The sequence below is a fragment of the Micromonospora sp. NPDC048842 genome (assembly GCF_040649935.1).
Classification (GTDB): domain Bacteria; phylum Actinomycetota; class Actinomycetes; order Mycobacteriales; family Micromonosporaceae; genus Micromonospora; species Micromonospora hortensis.
The window spans coordinates 47,489-66,875 of record NZ_JBEZGK010000030.1; the positions used below are offsets into that span (position 1 = coordinate 47,489).

The window sequence follows — 19,387 nt, forward strand, 5'->3', positions numbered from 1 at the left end:
GTGCTTCGCGGCTTTTACCCCTTATGCCGCGACAGAAAGTGCAAGATCGCGCGAGACGGAGGCGGGTGACGCGAACCCGTCCCCACTCGTCCTCGCCGCCGGGACCCTGCGTCTTATCGCATGCCGCGTAGGGCGGTCTGTAGGCGTTCCTGGGCGCGGCGGCGGCGCTCGTTGCTCGCGCCGAGCACCAGCAGCAGGATGCCCACCGGGATCAGCGCCAGCCACGGGCCCAGGCTGAACAGGGCGTGGATCGCCGTGATCGCGGTGACCGACGCGCCGACGATCACCGGGGCCTGCTGCCGACTGGACGAGCCGAAGATCAGCACCGCGACCGCGCCGAGCAGCAGCAGCATCTGCCGCACCGTGCTGGACTCGGTGGCCAGCACGATCGCCAGCGTCGGCACGAAGGCCGCGATCAGCGCCGGCCCGTACGCCACCCAACTGCTCATGTCGGGCCGGTGGCGCAGCTCCAGGACTCCGACGAGGAGGGCCAGCACGGCGAACGGCAGCGTGTACGCCTCGGGCAACGCCACGTCGGCGACTCGCATCAGGATCCACCACGCGGTGATCTCACAGACCACCACCGCCCAGAACAGGATCCGGCGTTCGACCGGCCGGCGACCGGGTCGGGTCGCCGCCACGCCGAGGACAGCGCCCCAGGCGGCCAGCAGGGCGGCGATGTGACGGGGCGAGTCGAAGGCGAGGGCCAACGCGATCAGCGCGGCAGCGTACCCGGTCCACTCCACGGTGGAGGCCTCCCGCTGCGCCTCCGGGCGGCGCAACCGGGGCAGGGTCGCGGCTAGCACCTGGAGGACCGCACCGACGGCGAGCACCCCGAACGCGGACCACACCGCCGCCAGCCCGGCGACCAGGCCGGCGGTGAGCACGAAGAGCTGCGCCATGAGTGAGGCGAAGAGCCAGCCGAGGATGCGCGCCCGCTGAGTGGTGCCGAACAGCGCCGCCACCGCGCCCACCCCGACCGCGCTGCCGAGGGTGAACAGGGTCATCTGCCGGTCGGCCAGGCTGCCGGCGAGCCCGGCGCTGCCACCGGCCAGACCGATGGCGAACACCAGCACCCGGGCCAGCCGCAGCGAGCGGGCCCGCTCGACCAGCGCCGGCGGTGGGGTCAGTGCGAGACCGAGCATCGCGATGGTGAAGACGGAGAGCGCGGCGACGGTGCTGGCGGGCCAGCCCTGGCCCAGCGCGATGGGCGCGATCAGCAACGTGACGGCAGCCCCGGGCAGCACCACCGGCACGGCCCGGGACCGCCGTCCACCGCTGAAACCGGTGGCGGCCAGCGCGGCGGTCGCGGTGAGCAGCAACGCCGTCAGCACATGGGTCGGGTTGACCACGTCCGACGGTGGGGTGAGCAGCTCCGGCGGCGGACCCTGCCAGATCCGGGTGAGTGTGCGGTGCGGCTCGACCAGGGCGGTGACCAGCGCGGGTGCGATCGAGGCGAGCGCCAGGGCGGTCGGCAGCGCTGCCGCTGCCAACGCACCCGCGGCCGGGTTGACCCGCCACCGTCGTCGCTCCGGGTCGTCCGGCAGCCGCCGTAGAGCGCCGTCGAGTCGTACCGACCAGCGCCGGACCGGCTGGGCCGCGCCGGTGGGCGGCACCGTGGCCGCGCGGATCAACTCGGCCAGTACGCCGAGCAGGGCGGCGGCGGCCGCGTAGACCCCGGCGGCGAGGCCGGTGGGGATGGCGGCGAGGGCGCTGATGGTGGCCCCACCGACCACCGCGACGCTGACCCAGGGCAGATATTGCGGCACCAGCCGGCGGACGGCGGCCACGGCGGCCAGGCCGAGGCTGGTCGCGGCCAGCGCGGCGGTCAGCACCACCTGCGCCGAATGATCGAACTCGGCGGACAGTGCCGCCACCGCACCGGGGAGGGCCAGCAGGGCGGCACCGATTGCCGCGCCGCCGATCTGCGCCAGGTGCGGCGGCATGCCCTCGGATTCGATGTCGACGACCTGTGGACCAGCGAGGACGCGGGCCAGCGTGGCCACCACCACGCCGATCAGCGCGATGCTGCCCAGCGCCAGGGCCGTGGTCCACGGGCGGACCAGTCCGGCTCCGGCGGCGTGCAGCGCGACGACCCCGGCCACTGTGGCCCGGGACAGCCCGGCGCGCGCCTCCTCCGTGGCCACCGCTGCCATGCCGAACACGGTGGCGACCATTCCGCCGACCAGGACCGGTGACCACCAGGCCAGATCGAATGCGGCCGGCGCGCCGATCGTGGCGAGCACCACCGCCACGCCGGACACGTCCCAGCGCCACGGCGGCGGGAGCAGGATGCCGGCGGCGAGGGCCAGCAGCGCCAGCGCCACAGGCGCCTGCCAGGTGGCACCGCCGACGGGGGCGGCCGGCCAGTCGCTCAGGTCGCCCCTCCAGATCGGGCCGGGGGTGGCCAGCACGCCGACCCCACCGCGCACCGCCGACCAGCCGGCGAGGACGCCGATCAGGACACCGCCGACTGTGAGGCCGAGGATCGGCCCGCGTCGCCACTCCTCCGGCATGCTGCGGGCACCCACGGCGACCACCAGGAGCAGGGCGGCGGCCACCGCCAACTGCCCGCCCGGGGCGAGCACCGCCCCGATCCGTACCAGCGTGGCGATCAGGGCGGTGGTGACCGCCGCGGCGGCCAGGTCCGAGCCGTCGAGGGTGAGGTCGGCTCGACGGCCGGCGTCGATGGAGGGGGCCAGGAAGAGCAGCACCGCCGCGACCAGCAGAAGCGCACCCACCCAGGCGTCGGCGACTGTCGCGCCGGGCGCCCCGAACGCGGCGGCGGTGACCATCAGCGCGCCCAGTCCGGTGCCGACCGACAGCGGCGCGGGGATGTGGCGCTGGGAGACCTGCACGACGGCTGCGTAGCCCAGGGTCACGCAGACCGCCAGGAAGCTGGCCGCCAGGATCGGGACTGTCACCTCGCGCAGGCTCGCCGGGGTGGGGGTCGGGTCGCTCGGCATGGTCGCGGCCACGAACGCCGCCACCGCCCCGGGCAGCGCGAACGCGGCGCCACCGGCGGCCCAGGCGGTGACCGTGTCCGAGGCGGCCGAGGCGATCCGAATCCGGGGCGCCAGCGTGACCAGCGTGCCGGCCACGAACACTGTGATCAGGACCGCGGCGGTGAGTGTGGGGCTGGCCAGGCTGGCACCCGCGCCGAACAGGCCGACCACTGCCGCCCCGATGGCGTGCGCCACAGCGGCCCGGTCGGTGCGGGCGGACAGCCCGATGACACCGATGCCGATCGCGGCGATCACCATGGGCCAGGGTGCTGTCGCCCAGCCGAGACCGAACGAGGCCGGGACGGCGAGCGCGGTCAGCGCCGCGCCGGCGACAGCGAACTCCCGGCGGATCTCGGTGGGCAGGGCCAGCACCGCCGCGATGGTGAGCAGGAACGCGGCGCCAGCGAGCTGCCAGGTGGTCGGCCCGACGGCGGCGGCCAACTCACCCGGGTACCGGCTGAGGTCGGGGTTCCAGGCGGGCAGTGCGGCCCGGACCGGTGCCACCCCGGCGCGTAGCGCGCCGCCGGCGACCACCAGCCCACTGACGGTCAGCGCCACCGCGGAGGCGAGCTGCGGGCCCCGTCGAGCCGCCTCCGGGACCGCGCGCACCGCCAGCCCGGTCACAGTGATGACCGCCGCGATCAGCAGCAGCGCCCGGCCGGGGAGTGCCACCGAGGCGATTCGGCTGAGCGAGCCGATCACCGCCAGGGTGACGATGCCGGCTGCGACGTCCGGCAGCGGCGGGCGACGCAGCACCAGCGCGCCGGCCAGCCCGATCACGGCGGCCAGCAGCAGCACCACCCCGGCGCCGGTCGCGGTCGGCACTGTCTGTGCCCGCAGCAGGGCGGTGACCGCGTACGCCAGCGAGACGGCGACCGCCACGGCGTGCAGCGACCAGGTCAGCTCACGCAGGCCGGGTACCGGTCGGGTCGGCTGGGGGTCGGCGGTGCCGCCGCTGGCGTCGATCAGCTCCGCGGCCTCCTCCGGGTCGCCCTCCGGCCGGCTCTCGGCGTCGCGTTGGCGGGGCGCGGACGGGGTGCCCGGCGTTGGCAGGTCCTGCCGCACGGGGCGTTCGACTGTCACGCCGGAGCGGGCCAGGCCGAGGTTGACGAGGGCGACCACTGCCAGCACCAGGGCCCAGCCGCCCGGCCCGGTGATCTGGTCGTACGCCAGCAGAGGCAGCACCGGCTGGGCGGCGAGCACTGTGGCGAAGCGGGGCGCGCGCAGACCGGTCCAACCGGCGTACCCGAAGGCGACGGCGGCGGTGACCGCGAAGATCACCCCGGCGAAGACAGTGCCGGAGCCGCCGCCGGCGCCGATCCGGTCCACCGCCCAGAGGGCGTTGCCGGCGAGCGGCACCAGCAGCAGGCCGACAGCGGCGATGGTCTCGGCGGTCGAGGTGAGCCCGCGCCGGGCCAGTGCCGGTGGGGCGAGCAGCATCAGCACGGTGGCCAGGAGCAGGATGCCGAGCCGGGCCAGCGCGTCCATCGAGCTGGTTGCCACCGCGGCGAAGACCACAGCGGCCACGCCGAGCAGCAGCGCGCCCAGCCCGAGCGGGATGTTCTGCACCTCGCGCGAGGACGCCTCCGGCGGGTGCTCCGGGTCGTCCACGTCCAGCCAGGCGGCCCGGGGCGGGGGCGGCGGCGGATCCTCCGGGGCGGGCGGAGTGCCCTGGCGGGGCACCCGGGGCGGCGTTCCCATGGTGGCCGTCGGTGGCCGGCGGCTTGGGCGGCGGCGCAGCACCCGGCGCGGCCGGGTCGCCTGCTTGATCCGCTCCTCGCCGGCGTGGGCGAGGATGTCCCGCTGGAAGAGCGCGGCCTGCATCTTGGCGGCGATCTGCCGCTGCTCGCGGGCGATGGCCGCGTCGCGCGCCTTCATCTCCGCGATCGAACGCTCAATGTCGGCCAGGTGCTCTACCCACTGTGGTTGATCTGCCCCACAGTGCGGGCATCGGACGGCCGGCTTGATCTCCCGGCCGCACGAGGAGCATTGAAAGGTCGCCACGACACCCCTCCACCCGCACTGTGGACATCCACTGTCGCAGCATGCCCAAAGCTGGCGCGGATTTCGACTCTTGTCGGCGGGTCCGGGGCAAACAACGACACCGGCCGGTCACCGAGATGCGCGATGGCCGGCCGGTGGTGCGTCGGTGGGGTCAGGGGCGACCCATGCCCCGGTACTCCCAGCCCGCCTGTGCCCACAGTGCCGGGTCGAGGCAGTTACGGCCGTCGACGACCTTGCGACCCTTGACCAACTCGCCGAGGGCGACCGGATCAGCGTTGCGGAAGTCGGCCCACTCGGTGAGGACGCAGACCAGGTCGGCCCCGTCGACCGCCTCGTTGATGCTGCTCTCGTAGGTCAACTCGGGGACCGCGCGGCGGGCGTTCTCGGTGCCCTGCGGGTCGTACACGTGCACGTCGGCGCCGGCCTTGTGCAGCAGCGCGGCGACGGCGAGCGCCGGGGCGTCGCGGACGTCGTCGGTGTTGGGCTTGAAGGTGGCGCCGAGCACGGCGATCCGGGTGCCGGAGAAGTCCGGGCCGGCCGGGCCGGAGCGGCGGCCGAGCAGGTCCGCGGCGAGCTGAAGCACCCGGGTACGACGGCGCAGGTTGATCAGGTCGACCTCGTGCAGGAAGCGCAGCGCCTCACCGGCGCCCAGCTCCTGGGCGCGGGCCTGGAAGGCCCGGATGTCCTTGGGCAGGCAGGCGCCTCCGAAGCCGAGGCCGGCCTGGAGGAACCGGTTGCCGATCCGCGGGTCGTAGCCGATCGCGCGGGCGAGCTGGGTGACGTCGCCACCGGAGGCCTCGCAGACCTCGGCCATCGCGTTGATGAAGGAGATCTTGGTGGCCAGGAAGGCGTTCGCGGCGACCTTGACCAGCTCGGCGGTGGAGAAGTCGGTGACCACCAGGGGCACCTCGCGGTCCTCCGTGGCGGCCAGGTCGAACACGCCCTTGTGCGCGGCGTAGAGCATGCCGTTGGCCCACTCGCTCTTGACGCCGACGACGATCCGGTTGGGCCGCAGGACGTCGTCGACGGCGAAGCCCTCCTGGAGGAACTCGGGGCTCCACGCCACCTCGACGTCCAGGTCGTTCGGGGTGTGCTTGCCGACGAGCTGCTCGACCCACTCGGCGGTGCCGACCGGCACGGTGGACTTGCCGACGATCAACGCCTTGCGGGTCAGGTGCTGCGCGAGGCTGGTGACCGACGCCTCGACGTACGACAGGTCGGCGCCCATGCCGTCGGCCCGCTGCGGGGTGCCGACGCAGATGAAGTGCACGTCACCGAACTCGGCGGTCTCGGCGATGTCGGTGCTGAACCGGAGGCGGCCGGCGGCGAGATTGCGCCGGAGCAGCTCGTCCAGGCCGGGCTCGTGGATCGGCACCTGACCAGCGTTCAGCATTGCGATCTTGTCGGCGTCGACGTCGAACCCGAGAACCTCGTAGCCCAGTTCGGCGTAGCAGATGGCGTACGTCGCACCGAGGTAACCAGTCCCTAGGAACGTCACCCGCGGCCGGGGTGCGCCCGAGGGCGGGGTCACCGCGGCGATGGCGGGGGTCGGCTGGATGGTGGGGTAGGGGATCGTCACGCCTGTCTTCTCCGCTCGCGCTGGCGTCGCGTCGTCGCGTCGCATTCTGCTGCGGCGCCTGGGCGGGGCACCGGAGGGTGGCTCACTGTCTCAATCTCCATCATCGCTGAGCGCGTCAGGTGCACCGTCCTGCCCATACCTACGCGCCGGTAACATCACCTGAACTGCAGTCGCTAGTCTTCAGTCTGCGCGGTCGGCGGTCAGGAGTCGTCACAGACTGCGCATGATAGTGGTGAAGGGGAGGGCCGAGATGGCCGCAGGTGAGTCGTTCGACGTCTACCGGTTGCCCGAGGAGCACCAGGCGATCCGGGAAGCCGTGCGAGAGGTCTGCGCCGCGAAGGTGGCTCCGCACGCCGCGGAGGCCGACGAGACCGGGGAGTTCCCCAAGGCGTCCTACGACGCGCTGCGAGCGGCCGACTTCCACGCACCGCACATCCCCGAGGAGTACGGCGGCGCGGGCGCGGACGCGCTGGCCACCGCCATCGTGATCGAGGAGGTGGCACGCGCCTGCGCGTCCTCCTCGCTGATCCCGGCGGTGAACAAACTCGGCACCATGCCGCTGTTGTTGTCCGGTTCCGCCGATCTCAAGACTCGTTACCTGACGCCGGTCGCGGCCGGTGACGCGATGTTCTCGTACTGCCTCTCCGAGCCGGAGGCGGGCAGCGACGCGGCGTCCATGACCACCAGGGCGGTACGTGACGGGGATCACTGGGTGCTCACCGGTGTGAAGCGCTGGATCACCAACGCCGGGGTGTCCGAGTTCTACACCGTCTTCGCCGTCACCGACCCGTCCGCCCGGTCCCGGGGCATCTCGGCGTTCGTGGTCGAGAAGTCCGATGCGGGGGTGAGCTTCGGCGCGCCCGAGAAGAAGCTCGGCATCAAGGGCTCGCCCACCCGCGAGGTCTACCTCGACAACGTGCGGATCCCGGCCGACCGGATGATCGGCGCGGAGGGCACCGGCTTCGCGACAGCGATGAAGACCCTGGACCACACCCGGGTCACCATCGCCGCGCAGGCCGTCGGGATCGCGCAGGGCGCGCTCGACTACGCGAAGGGGTACGTGGCCGAGCGCCGGCAGTTCGGCAAGGCCGTCGCCGAGTTCCAGGGGATCCAGTTCATGCTGGCCGACATGGGCATGAAGCTCGAGGCGGCCCGGCAGCTCACGTACGCGGCCGCCGGCAAGTCGGAGCGGGGCGACGCGGATCTCACCTACTTCGGGGCGGCGGCGAAGTGCTTCGCCTCCGACGCGGCCATGGAGATCACCACCGACGCGGTGCAGTTGCTCGGTGGCTACGGCTACACGCGGGACTACCCGGTCGAGCGGATGATGCGGGACGCCAAGATCACTCAGATCTACGAGGGCACCAACCAGGTGCAGCGGATCGTCATGGCGCGGCAGTTGCTGGCCGACGTCTAGGGCGCGTTCCGGTGCTCCGGGATCCCGGAGCACCGGAACGTCAGTCACCGGTCGGGGGCCGTCTCGCTCAGCGGCCGCACGGGGCAACCCCGCAGGGCGTACGCGAGCAGACCGGTCACCGCCAGGACGGCGGCGCAGGTGGTGGCGGCGGTTGTCCCGGCGGGTTGGATCAGCCAGCCGGCGACCTGCATCCTCAGATCCGGGCTGGGCCCCATCATCGGCAGCACCGCGATGAGGGTCCAGATCAGCGGAGCGATCCAGGCCAGGGCGGCGCCCAGCAGTGTGGCGCCGAGCGCGGTGAGCCCGAGTAGCCCCGCGGTGTTGCGCAGCACCAGGGCGAACGGTTCGTAGCGCGTGTCGGTGATCATGCTGAGCGACAGCAGCGCGGCGATCACGGCGGCGGCGAGCAGCAGGTGTCCGGCGCGGCGTACCGGCCAGTTGACCGCCATGGTGTGGTCGAGGGAGTTGTCGGCACCGGTGAGGGTCGTGCCGACGGCGACCGCCGCCAGCATGATGGCCAGGCTGGCAGTCCGAGCGTTGATGGTCGGCGAGTCGGTGTAGGCCAGCGACAGCGCCCACGCCAGCGCGATCAGGGCGGTCCCGGTGGCCGTGGCGAGGGGGACCCGGCGGGAGCGCAGGTGGAGCTGGAGCAACCTCACGGCCGGTCCTCCGACATGATCGCCACCAGCTCGTCGTCCCGGCAGGCCAGTGCGCCCTCGCGTGCCGTTGCCATCCGGCGTCGTTGCTCGGCCTCCGGCAGGTTCACCAGCGCCTGGTACGCGTTCTCCAGCAGTGCCATCTCCTCGGGTGCCCATGCGGGCTGCGGGGCCGGTGGCTGCCCGGTCAGCCAGGCGGCGGCGACGGTCCGGGCCCGGTACACGTCGCCCAGAATCGGCTGTTCGCCGCACTCCTGCCGCCAGGCGGCCTCCAGCAGGGACGGCAGGAAGTAGTCGCCGGACAGGTCGGCGTGCCCGAAGCGGTCGATCGTGGGAGTGTCGAAGACGAGGGTGTCGGCGGAGTTGCGGGGCGGTGCCATGTCCGGTTCCAGCATCGCCCAGAAGGTGACCCGTTCGGTCTCGACCGCCCGGACCGGTGCGTTGGGCAGCTTCGCCGCCATCAGGCCCAGCGCCTGCCGGGCGGGGCCGACGACATCGGGCAGCAGCCCTGCGTGCACTCGCCGCACGCAGACCTGCGGGCCGTCGTTGTCGCAGACCAGCTCGACGGCGACCGGGTCGACGGCCGCCGCCCCGCGGGCTCCGCCGACGGGCAGGAGCGGTAGGGCGACCGCGACGCCGAGCACCGCGGGGAGTACGGCGAACGCGATGGCGCGGCGGCGGACCGCGCCGAGCAGCAGCAGGCCGGTCGCGGCCAGGGACACCAGCCACAGCGCCTGGACCAGGCTGACCCGCGTCATGACCGTCTGGAAGTCGTCCAGACTGTTGATCGTCGGTAGGAGCAGCATCGCCGCCGGTTCCGGCCGGAACCGCGCGATCCCCGTGCTCGTGTCGGGTGCCATGGCCAACTCCGGAACCAACCCAACCACGGCGAACCCGACCACCGCGAGGACCGGTGCGGTGATCACCCGGGGCACGGCCCGGCCGGCGGCCATTCCCAGCCAACCCGCGGCGACCAGTGCCGGGACGCCGACCGCGGTGACGACGATCGCCGCGAACGGGAAGTAGCCCGCCGTGGGCACCACCCATCCGGCCCCGACGAGGAACGTCAGGAGGTACGCGGTCGTCACCGAGACCGCGAGCGCGCCGGCGGTCGGGACGACACGCTGCCACCGCGGCCGGACGGTGCTGGCGAACAACTCGTCGACCCGGTGGCGCGCGTCGCGCCGGCCCATCCACGCCCCACCGGCCAGCGCGAGCGGCAGCAGCACCATCAGCAGCGACCGGGCCATCACCGCCAACTGCATCCAGCGCCCCGCGAAGAACTGGGTGGACGACAGCAGCAACGCCGCGCCACTCACCAGTATCAACAGGGCGGTGCCCAGTGCCGCCGAGCGGCGCAGTTCGATGCGGAGGATGCGTCCCGTCATGCCGACACCCGCTCGCGGTAGGCGCGCAGCACCGACGAGTAGCCACGTTCGGTGGCGCTGTCACCGGCGTCGCCGGCCCCACCCTGTTCGGTCAGTTGCCCGGTGGTGCCCTGCCACACCAACCGGCCCTCACTGATGAGCACCACGTCGGAGCAGGCCACCGCGACGTCCTCGACCAGGTGGGTGGAGACGAGTACGCAACTGTCCAGGCCGATCTCCCGCAGCAGTTCGCGGAAGTCGAGGCGCTGCTCCGGGTCCAGGCCGACCGTCGGCTCGTCGAGCAGCAGCACCGCCGGGTCGTTGACGATCGCCTGGGCGATGCCGGCGCGGCGCAGCATCCCGCCGGACAGCGTCTTCATCCGGGAGTCGGCGCGGTCCGCCAGACCCACCCGTTCGACGGCCCGCTGCACGGCGCCGGGGATGACCGCCTTCGGCATCTCCTTGAGCCAGGCGATGTACTCGACGAACTCCCGGACCGTGAAGCGCGGGTAGAAGCCGAAGTGCTGCGGCAGGTAGCCCAGGCCGCGGCGTACCTGGCGGAGGTCGGCGTTGCCGGTGACCTCGCCGCCGAGCACCGTCAGCCGCCCCCCGGCCGGCTTCAGCACCGTGGCCAGGGCTCGCATCAACGTCGTCTTTCCGGCGCCGTTGGGGCCGAGCAGCCCGTGCACACCGGTGCCCAATTTCAGGTCGAGCTCGTTCACCGCGAGGTGTCGGCCGGCCCGGACCTGCAACTTCTCGGCGTGCACCGCCCACGCGTAGGTGGGCGGGGCGGTCTCGGCCACGCTGACCGTACGCATCATGATCTCTCCATTCGGCAGTGGCTCGGTGTCGTCATCGGTGCAGAAGGTTCTTGTGCGGTTCGTGCGGCCGTCGCCACGCTCGAACGAGGACGACTGCCGTCAACGCCACTGTGGCGAGCCCCCACCCCGGCAGGCTGCCGCCGGTGAGGACCGTCGGAAGTTGCCCGTCGGTGAGGCTCGGCCCGACCACACCGGCGGACCAGGCGACTGTCAACGCGAGTGCGGCGCGGTCGACCCCCACCACAGTGCCCAGCGCCAACGCGCCGGCGGTGAACCCGAGGGCGGGCAGCAACCAGAGGCCAGGGGAGTGGCCGGTGACCCAGCCCGCCACCGCCAGCACCGGTATGACCGCCGACAGCACCCCCAACGTGCGGCGCATCAGCAGCGGCAGGCCGGTGCGAGGCATGGTGGCCGTCAGTTCCCAGGCCGGGTCGAGGCGCCGGCTCCAGACCGCTGCCACCGGCAGCAGCGGTGCCACCGGCGCGATCAGCAGCACCAGCGACGGCAGGCTGTCGAACGTCCACTCGAACAGGGCCGCCGCCAGCATCAACCCGGTGGCGGTGACCAGCCAGGGCAGCACCCGCGCGGCGACACCGGTACGCGGCAGCCGGCGACGGCGTACCGGAGGTGGGCCGGTGGCGATCCCGGTGGCGATACCGTCGGCCACCCGGTCCAGCAGGTCCCGGGTGCCGGGGTCGACGGCGTCCGTGAGCACCGCTCGGCAGGCGGCGCAGGTCTCCAGGTGCGCCTCGATCGCCCAGATGGTCGTGTCGTCGACGCCGGCAGCACCCGAGGCGTACTGGGAGATGACTGTGGGCGTCGGGTGAGTGGTCATGACAGCGCCTCCCGGAGGGCGATTCGGGCCCGCCGGGCCCGGGTCTTCACGGTCCCCTCCGGCATGCCGAGCAGCAGAGCGGTCTCCCGTGCGGTCAAGCCGTCGAGGACCATCGAACGCAGCACCTGACGGAGTTCCGCAGGTAGCTCGTGCAGGGCCCGCTCCAGGTTGGCGTCCATCCCGCCGGCCAGCGCCTCGTCCTCGGCCGCCGGGGCCACGGTCTCGAAGGTCTGCACGGACGGGACCCGCTCCCGTCGGGCGCGGTGGCGGAACGCGTCGATCAACCGGTGCGCGGCGATCGTCCACAACCAGCCCACCGCGCTGCCGGAGGTGGAGGACTGCGCCTGACTACCGGCCGACCGCCAGACCGCCAGGTACGTCTCCTGCAACACCTCGGCCACCACGTCCTCGTCGGCGCAGCGTCGGCGCAGTCGCGCTGTCAACCACGGGGCGGTACGCCGGTACAGCGCGTCGAAGGCGCGCCGGTCGCCCCGGGCGACGCGGCGAAGGAGTTCGCCCTCGTCGAGCCCGTCCAGACTTCGTTTCACACCAGGCAAGACGACGCGTACCCCGGCCTCGGTTCTGCTCCGGCTGTGACCCCGGTCACACTGGTCCCCGGAGAGCGGGCGGGGTGACTCCCCACACACCGGGAACGTCACCCGCCGCCGAGGTGTTGCCGAGCGAGAGGATCACCCTCGGATCATCGCCCCACCCGGCCGCCCCCGCCACGACGCTGCCTCGTCACATCCACGCTGCCCACCGTCGGGCATCCCACACCGTGCCGCCACGTCCACGCGGTCCCGGTGACGCCCCGCGCCGCCGCTCGTGACGACGCGCCCCGCAGAGAGATCGAGATGATGAAGCAGTTGGTGGAGAAGACCGGACGCGATACCGCCGTCGCGCAAGAAGTGCTGCCCGGTGACCTGATGACGAACCGTCAGCGGGCGCAACTCGTCCTCGTGCTGGGCGCGTTGATCGCGATCGGGCCGTTGACCATCGACATGTACCTGCCCGCGCTGCCCGCCATCACGGCGGGCCTGCAAACCACCGAGACCGCCGTGCAGTTGACGCTGACCGGCACGCTGGTCGGCCTCGCGTTGGGCCAGTTGCTGATCGGGCCGCTCTCCGACGTGGTCGGGCGGCGGGTGCCGCTGCTGGCCGGGCTGGCCGCGCACATCGTGGCCTCCGTGCTGTGCGTCTTCGCACCCAACATCGCGGTGCTCGGCGGGCTGCGCGTACTCCAGGGGCTCGGCGTCGCCGCCGCCACAGTGGTAGCGACGGCAGTGGTCCGCGACCTGTTCAGCGGGGCCTCGTTCGCGCGGATCTTCTCCCGGCTGATGCTCGTCATGGGCCTGGCGCCCATCCTCGCGCCGACCTTGGGCAGCGGCCTGTTGAGCTGGACCGACTGGCGGGGCGTCTTCGCGGCGCTGGCGGTGCTGGGCGCCCTGCTGATCGTCGTTGCCGCACTCCGGCTTCCGGAGACCCTTCCGATGACGCGTCGGCGGCACGGCGGGGTGCGCGCCACACTGCGCGACTACCGGGGGTTGGTCAACGACCGGGCGTTCGTCGGCCTGGTGCTGGTCGCGGGGCTGGCGATGGCGGCCCTGTTCGCGTACGTCTCGGGCTCGTCGTTCGTGCTCCAGCAGGAGTACGGCCTCGACGAGCAGCAGTTCGGCATCGCCTTCGGGGCCGGCGCTGTGGGCCTGATCGGGGCCACCCAGTTCAACGTTCGGCTGCTGCGCCGCTACACCCCGCAGCAGATCCTGGTCAGCGCCCTGACCGCCGGAACGGCGGCTGGCCTGCTGCTGGTCATGTTCGCGGCGACCGGCATCGGTGGCCTGGGCACCCTGCTCGCGTCACTGTGGCTGGTCCTGGCCGCCGCCGGCCTGGCCCTGCCCAACGCGCCGGCGCTGGCCATGAGCCGGCACAGCGAGGCCGCTGGCACCGCCGCGGCGTTGCTCGGCGCCGTGCAGTTCGGCATCGGCGCGGTGTCGGCGCCACTGGCCGGTCTGTTCGGCACCGGGAGCGTACCGATGGCGATCGTCATCGCGGGCGGCATGGCCGCCGCGCTGATCGTCATGCTCCTCGTGGTTCCCCGTGCCAGCCTCGGCACCGTCGACAGGGATCTGGCGGTCGCGCTGCACTAGCTCGAAACGGATGGAGGGGCGGGCCGGGTCACCGGCCCGCCCCGACGATCAGCGGATCTCGGTGGTGTCCTCGGGGCGCGGTTGGCCGCGCGGTGGGGCGGACCAGGGTGATTCGCCACCCACCCGGCGGGGCAGCGGCTCGGTCGGTGTCGAGTCCGCCGGGTAACCCAGAGTGAGGGGCGCGGTGTCGCGCTCCGCGGGCGCGGGGGCCGGCCAGTCGGTCAACGTGAAGTCGTCGTTGCGGGGGCCTCCGTCCGACACGGGGGCGGGTGCCGCGGCCGGTTCGGTCGCCGGGCTCGGCCACTGCCGCCAACGCTGTTGGCTGAAGGTCGCCATCAGCAGCAGCAGGCCGAGCAGGAAGAGCGTGCCGTTCTCCACCGGCAGTCGCAGCGGCAGAGGATCGCCGAACACCTTCCACTCGTGCGGGATCGCGTTCCGCACCGAGAAGGGCGCCACGAACATCCCGATGTACGGGGTGACCAGCAGCGCACCGGCCACCAACGGGCCCAGCGGCGAGAAGCGCAGCGTGCCGAGCAGGCCCAGCAGGACACCGCCGACACCGAGGTACACGGCCGGCTCGATCAGGTTTGCGGTGTTGAACGTGCCGATCTCCACCCAGCGGTCGACCGTCCGGCTCGACCCGTCCTGCCCCAGTGTGACCAGCACCCAGGTGATGGGCGCCACCACCAGCCCGGCGAGGAAGCTCCAGAGATGTCGCATCCGCGCACCGTACCGTTTTCGACATGACTGAGCACCTCTCCGCCGCTCCGACCGGCAAGCCGACGTCGTACTCGCGCGTCACTCTCAGCAAGATCATGACCGCTGTGGACGTCAACCTCTACGGCACCGTGCACGGCGGAGTTCTGATGAAGTTCGTCGACGACGTGGCCGGGGCCGCCGCCGCCCGACACAGCGGCGGGACCGCGGTGACCGCGGCGATCGACGAGATCGTCTTCTCCGAGGCGGTCCGGGTCGGTGACCTGGTGCACGCGCACGCCCAGGTGAACTGGACCGGCCAGACCTCCATGGAGGTGGGCGTGCGGGTGGTCGCCGAACGGTGGGACTCGGCCGAGGACGCGCCGGTCCGGGTTGCCACCGCGTACCTGGTGTTCGTCGGCGTCGACGTGGGTGGGGCGCCGCGCGCGGTCCGCCCGGTGCTGCCGGAGACGGCGGAGGACGAGCGCCGGTACAAGGAGGCGGAGATCCGCCGAGCGCACCGGCTGGCCCGCCGCCGTGCCATCCAGGCCCACCGTGCCGGCTGACCCACATGAGGTGGCGGGTTGGAGTGTGGGGCGGGCACGCGTCGGTTGGCCTACCCGGTGCGCAGAATGGCGCTTCGAGGTAGGGCAAGATGGCGCCACGGCCCAGTCACAGTGTCGTGTCGGGCCAGGGGGAGGGTGGAGCAGTGGGTGACATGCTGTGGACGCCGCCGGCGGACGTACGTGAGCGGTCCCGGATCGGTGCCTACCTGCGCTGGCTGCGGGAGCACCGCGGGTTGGACTTCGCCGACTACGACGCGCTGTGGCGCTGGTCCACCACCGATCTGGACGGGTTCTGGCGCTCGATCTGGGACCACTTCGAGGTGATCGCGCACACCCCGCCGACCGCCACCCTGGCCGAGCGGGGAATGCCCGGCGCCCGGTGGTTCCCCGACGCCACGCTCAACTACGCGGAGAACGTGCTGCGGATGCCGGGGCGGGCCGACGACGACCCGGTGGTGATCTCCCACGGGCAGACCCGCCCGCCGGTCACGCTGACCGCCGGTGAGCTGCGCGAGCAGGTCCGCCGGGTGTCGGCCGGGCTGCGCCGGCTCGGCGTCACCGCCGGTGACCGGGTGGCGGCGTACGCCCCGAACATCACCGAGACGTACGTCCTGCTGCTAGCCACCGCCAGCCTGGGCGCGATCTTCTCGTCCTGCGCGCCCGAGTTCGGCACCCGCAGCGTCACCGACCGTTGGCAGCAGATCGAACCGACGGTGCTGGTCGCCGTGGACGGCTACCGGTACGGCGACAAGCCTGTGGACCGGCGTGCCGAGGTCGCCGCGATCCGGGCCGCCCTGCCGTCGCTGCGCCACACCGTCAGCATCGGCTACCTCGACCCGACGGGCCCCGCGCCCGAGGGCGCGCTGGGCTGGGCCGAGCTGGCCGCGCCCACCGACGAGCCGTTGACGTTCACGCCGGTGCCGTTCGACCACCCGCTCTACGTGCTGTACTCCTCGGGCACCACAGGGCTGCCGAAGCCGATCGTGCACGGCCACGGCGGCATCCTGCTGGAGCACCTGAAGATGCTCGCCCTGCACCACGATCTGGGCCCGGCCGACCGGTTCTTCTGGTTCACCACCACCGGCTGGATGATGTGGAACTTCCTGGTCTCCGGCCCGGCGGTGGGGGCGACCATCGTGCTCTTCGACGGCAACCCGGGGGTCCGGGCGGAGCCCGGCCGGCCGGCCGAGCCCGACCTCGGCGGGCTGTGGCGGCTGGCGGCGGAGACCGGGACGACGTACTTCGGCACCTCAGCGCCGTACCTGCTGGCCTGCCGTAAGGCCGGGTTGGTCCCCCGTGAGGTCGCCGACCTGTCGGCGCTGCGCGGCGTGGGTTCCACGGGTGCGCCGCTGCCCGCCGAGGGTTTCCGCTGGGTGTACGAGACCGTCGGCGACCACCTCCAGCTCCAGTCGCTCTCCGGCGGCACCGACGTGTGCACCGGTTTCGTCGGCGGTGTGCCGCTGCTGCCGGTGTACGCCGGTGAGATCGCCTGCCGGGCGCTGGGCGCCAAGGTGGAGGCTCGTTCCGCCGACGGCACGCCGGTCATCGGTGAGCTGGGCGAGCTGGTGATCACCGAACCGATGCCGAGCATGCCGGTGGGCTTCTGGAACGACACGGACGGCACCCGCTACGCGGAGGCGTACTTCGACGTCTACCCGGGTGTCTGGCGCCACGGTGACTGGATCACCATCAACGAGCGGGGTGGCTGCGTGATCACCGGCCGCTCCGACGCCACCCTCAACCGCGGTGGGGTGCGCCTCGGCACCGCCGAGTTCTACTCGGTGGTGGAAGGGCTCGACGAGGTGCTCGACTCGGTCGTCGTGCACCTGGAGGACGACGAGGGCGGCGCCGGTGAGCTGCTGCTCTTCGTGGTGCTGGCCGAGGGTCTGGAGCTGGACGACCCGATGCGCACGAAGATCTGCCGTGAACTGCGCACGGCGCTCTCACCCCGGCACGTGCCCGACGAGATCCATCAGGTGCGTTCGGTGCCGCGCACCCTCTCGGCGAAGAAGCTGGAGGTGCCGGTCAAGAAGATCCTCACCGGCACCCCGGTCGACCAGGCCGCCGCGAAGGGGGCCCTGGTCAACCCCGAGTCCCTGACCGCCTTCGCCGCCCTGGCCCTACGCCGAGCCACCGACAGCACCCCCGCCTAACCTCACCCTCCCGCGTCGATCAAGGACTTGTGGTGCCTCGCGAAAGGGGCATTGGCCCATCAGTTGCCCACCACGACTCCATGATCGACGGGGCGGGCGGGGCCGCGGGGGACGGGCGGCGGGGTTACTGGAGAGTTTGGGTGACCTTTTCGGTGGCCTGGCGGTTGGCCACCTTCGTTGGGTCGAGGTTGGCGCAGAGGACGACTGTGGCGGCCCTTGTCAGCGGGGCCAGCAGCCAGTCGACCGGGTCGGGGTAGCGGGCGGCGTCAACCAGGACCCGCGCGCCGGGCTCGATGCCCAACTCGGTGGCGCGGGCCTCGGCGCGACCCAGCAGGTGCGCGTCGGTGGGGCCACTGCCGGACTGCGGCGTGAAGTGGTCCCCGTGGCCGCGTACCTCGACGACGTAGTCGGCGAACCCGGGCGGCACCTGCCGAAGCGGTGCGGCGAGCGGGGCCAACCCGAGGGCGTACCGCTCGTCGGCGGACCAGGACTGCGCCTCGTCGAACTGGTCGGCGGCGGCGAAGAGCACCCCCACGTCGCCCGGCGTGTCGACCACGCTCAGCTTGGCCGACCAGCAGGCCAGCAGCACCGCCGCGGTCTGCCAGTGTGGCGGCAGCAGCACGCCGGCCGGGGTGCCCGGCGCGAGGCCGACCTCGTCGACGAGGAGGTTTGCGGTCTTCGCCACCCAGTTCGCCAACGTGGCGCCGGAGAGTTCGGTGCGGTCGCCGGTGGCGTCGTCGTACCAGGTGAGCAGCGGTCGGGTCGGGTCGGTCGCGATCGCGTCGGCGAACACCCGGGCAATGTTGTCGGCCATCGGCGCGAACGATACGCCAGTGCGGGCCGTACTCGATGACGATGACAAGTCGGCGTACCGTCGGGTCGCAGTCAGCGTCGGCCCCGCGCCCCGGCGTAGGCTTTACCCCCGGAGTGTTGTTCCCCACAGGCCCGCCAGTTCAAGGAGTCGCCCCGTGACCGCCGGTCGCCCGCCCCGCGTGCTCATCGACGCCACGAGTGTCCCCACCGACCGTGGTGGTGTCGGTCGATACGTCGACGGTCTGCTCGGTGCCCTCGGAAAGGTGTGCGGGTCGGGGGTGGAGCTGGCGGTGGTCAGTCTCCGCACCGATCTGGAGCGGTACACCCGCATGCTGCCCGGCGCGGAGATCATCCCGGCTCCGGCCGCCGTGGCGCACCGCCCGGCCCGGCTCGCCTGGGAGCAGACCGGTCTGCCGCTGCTCGCCCAGCAGGTGGGCGCAGAGGTGTTGCACTCGCCCTTCTACACCTGCCCGCTGCGGGCCGGGTGTCCGGTCACGGTCACTGTGCACGATGCGACGTTCTTCACCGAGCCGGAGCATTACGACAAGTCGCGCCGCACGTTCTTCCGCAGCGCCATCAAGACCTCGTTGCGCCGCGCCGACCGGGTGATCGTGCCCAGCAAGGCCACCCGGGACGAGCTGATCCGGCTGCTCGACGCCGACCCGACGCGGATCGACGTGGCTTACCACGGCGTCGACCAGGCTGCCTTCCACGCTCCCACCGAGGAGGAGAAGGCCCGCGTACGCGCGCGTCTGGGGCTGGGCAACAGCAGCTACGTCGCCTTCCTCGGTGCCAAGGAGCCTCGGAAGAACGTGCCCAACCTGATCCGTGGGTGGGCGCGGGCGGTGGCTGACCGGGTCGACCCGCCGGCCCTGGTGATCGCCGGTGGGCAGGGGCACGACGAAGACATCGACCGGGCCGTGGCCGAGGTGCCGTCGCACCTGCGTCTGCTGCGCCCCGGCTACCTGCGCTATGCCGACCTGCCGGGTTTCCTCGGCGGTGCCCTGGTCGCCGCGTACCCGTCCTACGGCGAGGGCTTCGGGCTGCCGATCCTGGAGGCGATGGCGTGCGCCGCCCCGGTGCTGACCACGCCCCGGCTCTCGCTGCCCGAGGTGGGCGGCGACGCGGTCGCGTACACCTCGGAGGACCCGGAGCAGATCGGCACCGACCTGGCCGCCCTGCTCGACGACGAGCAGCGGCGGTTGTCGCTGGCGAAGGCGGGGTTCGACAGGGCCAAGGAGTTCACCTGGGAGTCCAGCGCCGAGGTGCACATCGCGGCGTGGAGTCGCGCCCGCTCCTGACCCTCCGCGTCGCTGCGGGTGACCCGT

General features: G+C 72.5%; 14 protein-coding genes. 5 read left to right on the top strand and 9 right to left on the bottom strand.

The genetic code is table 11. The features are described from left to right. Positions 1-113: 113 nt before the first annotated feature. Positions 114-5,009 carry a permease gene (locus tag AB0C19_RS29310; RefSeq protein ID WP_357190498.1) on the bottom strand — a complete coding sequence of 1,632 codons (4,896 nt, stop codon included), beginning with the start codon at positions 5,007-5,009 and terminating at the stop codon, positions 114-116. A 151-nt stretch (positions 5,010-5,160) separates the two neighbouring features. Next, on the bottom strand, positions 5,161-6,588 hold the full coding sequence (locus tag AB0C19_RS29315; protein ID WP_238683194.1) for a UDP-glucose/GDP-mannose dehydrogenase family protein: 1,428 nt from the start codon (positions 6,586-6,588) through the stop codon (positions 5,161-5,163). A gap of 250 nt (positions 6,589-6,838) precedes the next feature. On the opposite strand from AB0C19_RS29315, the gene AB0C19_RS29320 reads away from it, so the two are divergent. Beyond that, positions 6,839-8,005, top strand: a complete 1,167-nt coding sequence (locus AB0C19_RS29320; protein WP_357190500.1) for an acyl-CoA dehydrogenase family protein — start codon at positions 6,839-6,841, stop codon at positions 8,003-8,005. A gap of 44 nt (positions 8,006-8,049) precedes the next feature. On the opposite strand, the gene AB0C19_RS29325 is transcribed toward AB0C19_RS29320, so the two are convergent. Genes AB0C19_RS29325 through AB0C19_RS29345 form a run of 5 tightly spaced genes read right to left on the bottom strand, consistent with a single transcriptional unit; the run spans position 8,050 to position 12,232 of the window. Then, complete coding sequence (locus AB0C19_RS29325; protein ID WP_357190502.1) at positions 8,050-8,664, bottom strand: hypothetical protein; 615 nt, start codon at positions 8,662-8,664, stop codon at positions 8,050-8,052. Next, positions 8,661-10,049, bottom strand: a complete 1,389-nt coding sequence (locus tag AB0C19_RS29330; protein ID WP_357190504.1) for a hypothetical protein — start codon at positions 10,047-10,049, stop codon at positions 8,661-8,663. The genes AB0C19_RS29325 and AB0C19_RS29330 overlap by 4 nt, the downstream gene beginning before the upstream one ends. Next, positions 10,046-10,846 carry an ABC transporter ATP-binding protein gene (locus AB0C19_RS29335; RefSeq protein ID WP_357190540.1) on the bottom strand — a complete coding sequence of 267 codons (801 nt, stop codon included), beginning with the start codon at positions 10,844-10,846 and terminating at the stop codon, positions 10,046-10,048. The genes AB0C19_RS29330 and AB0C19_RS29335 overlap by 4 nt, the downstream gene beginning before the upstream one ends. 34 nt (positions 10,847-10,880) lie before the next feature. Further along, positions 10,881-11,684, bottom strand: a complete 804-nt coding sequence (locus tag AB0C19_RS29340; protein ID WP_357190506.1) for a zf-HC2 domain-containing protein — start codon at positions 11,682-11,684, stop codon at positions 10,881-10,883. Further along, complete coding sequence (locus tag AB0C19_RS29345) at positions 11,681-12,232, bottom strand: RNA polymerase sigma factor (RefSeq protein ID WP_220090806.1); 552 nt, start codon at positions 12,230-12,232, stop codon at positions 11,681-11,683. Before AB0C19_RS29345 ends, AB0C19_RS29340 begins: the two co-directional genes overlap by 4 nt. Before the next feature lie 306 nt (positions 12,233-12,538). Between AB0C19_RS29345 and AB0C19_RS29350 the strand changes: the two genes are divergently transcribed. Then, complete coding sequence (locus tag AB0C19_RS29350; RefSeq protein ID WP_357190509.1) at positions 12,539-13,831, top strand: multidrug effflux MFS transporter; 1,293 nt, start codon at positions 12,539-12,541, stop codon at positions 13,829-13,831. Between the two features lie 48 nt (positions 13,832-13,879). On the opposite strand, the gene AB0C19_RS29355 is transcribed toward AB0C19_RS29350, so the two are convergent. After that, a complete protein-coding gene (locus AB0C19_RS29355; RefSeq protein WP_357190511.1) occupies positions 13,880-14,551 on the bottom strand; it encodes a hypothetical protein in 672 nt (223 codons plus the stop codon). A gap of 23 nt (positions 14,552-14,574) precedes the next feature. Between AB0C19_RS29355 and AB0C19_RS29360 the strand changes: the two genes are divergently transcribed. After that, a complete protein-coding gene (locus AB0C19_RS29360) occupies positions 14,575-15,093 on the top strand; it encodes a hotdog domain-containing protein (protein WP_091394150.1) in 519 nt (172 codons plus the stop codon). Between the two features lie 143 nt (positions 15,094-15,236). Then, positions 15,237-17,246, top strand: coding sequence for an acetoacetate--CoA ligase (locus AB0C19_RS29365; RefSeq protein WP_357190513.1), 2,010 nt, complete (start codon positions 15,237-15,239; stop codon positions 17,244-17,246). A 124-nt stretch (positions 17,247-17,370) separates the two neighbouring features. Here the strand turns inward: AB0C19_RS29365 and AB0C19_RS29370 are convergent, their stop codons facing one another. Further along, positions 17,371-18,060, bottom strand: a complete 690-nt coding sequence (locus tag AB0C19_RS29370) for a TIGR03089 family protein (RefSeq protein ID WP_357190515.1) — start codon at positions 18,058-18,060, stop codon at positions 17,371-17,373. A gap of 154 nt (positions 18,061-18,214) precedes the next feature. Here AB0C19_RS29370 and AB0C19_RS29375 point away from each other — a divergent pair, with 154 nt between their 5' ends. Then, positions 18,215-19,360 carry a glycosyltransferase family 1 protein gene (locus tag AB0C19_RS29375; protein ID WP_112582435.1) on the top strand — a complete coding sequence of 382 codons (1,146 nt, stop codon included), beginning with the start codon at positions 18,215-18,217 and terminating at the stop codon, positions 19,358-19,360. Positions 19,361-19,387: the final 27 nt, after the last annotated feature.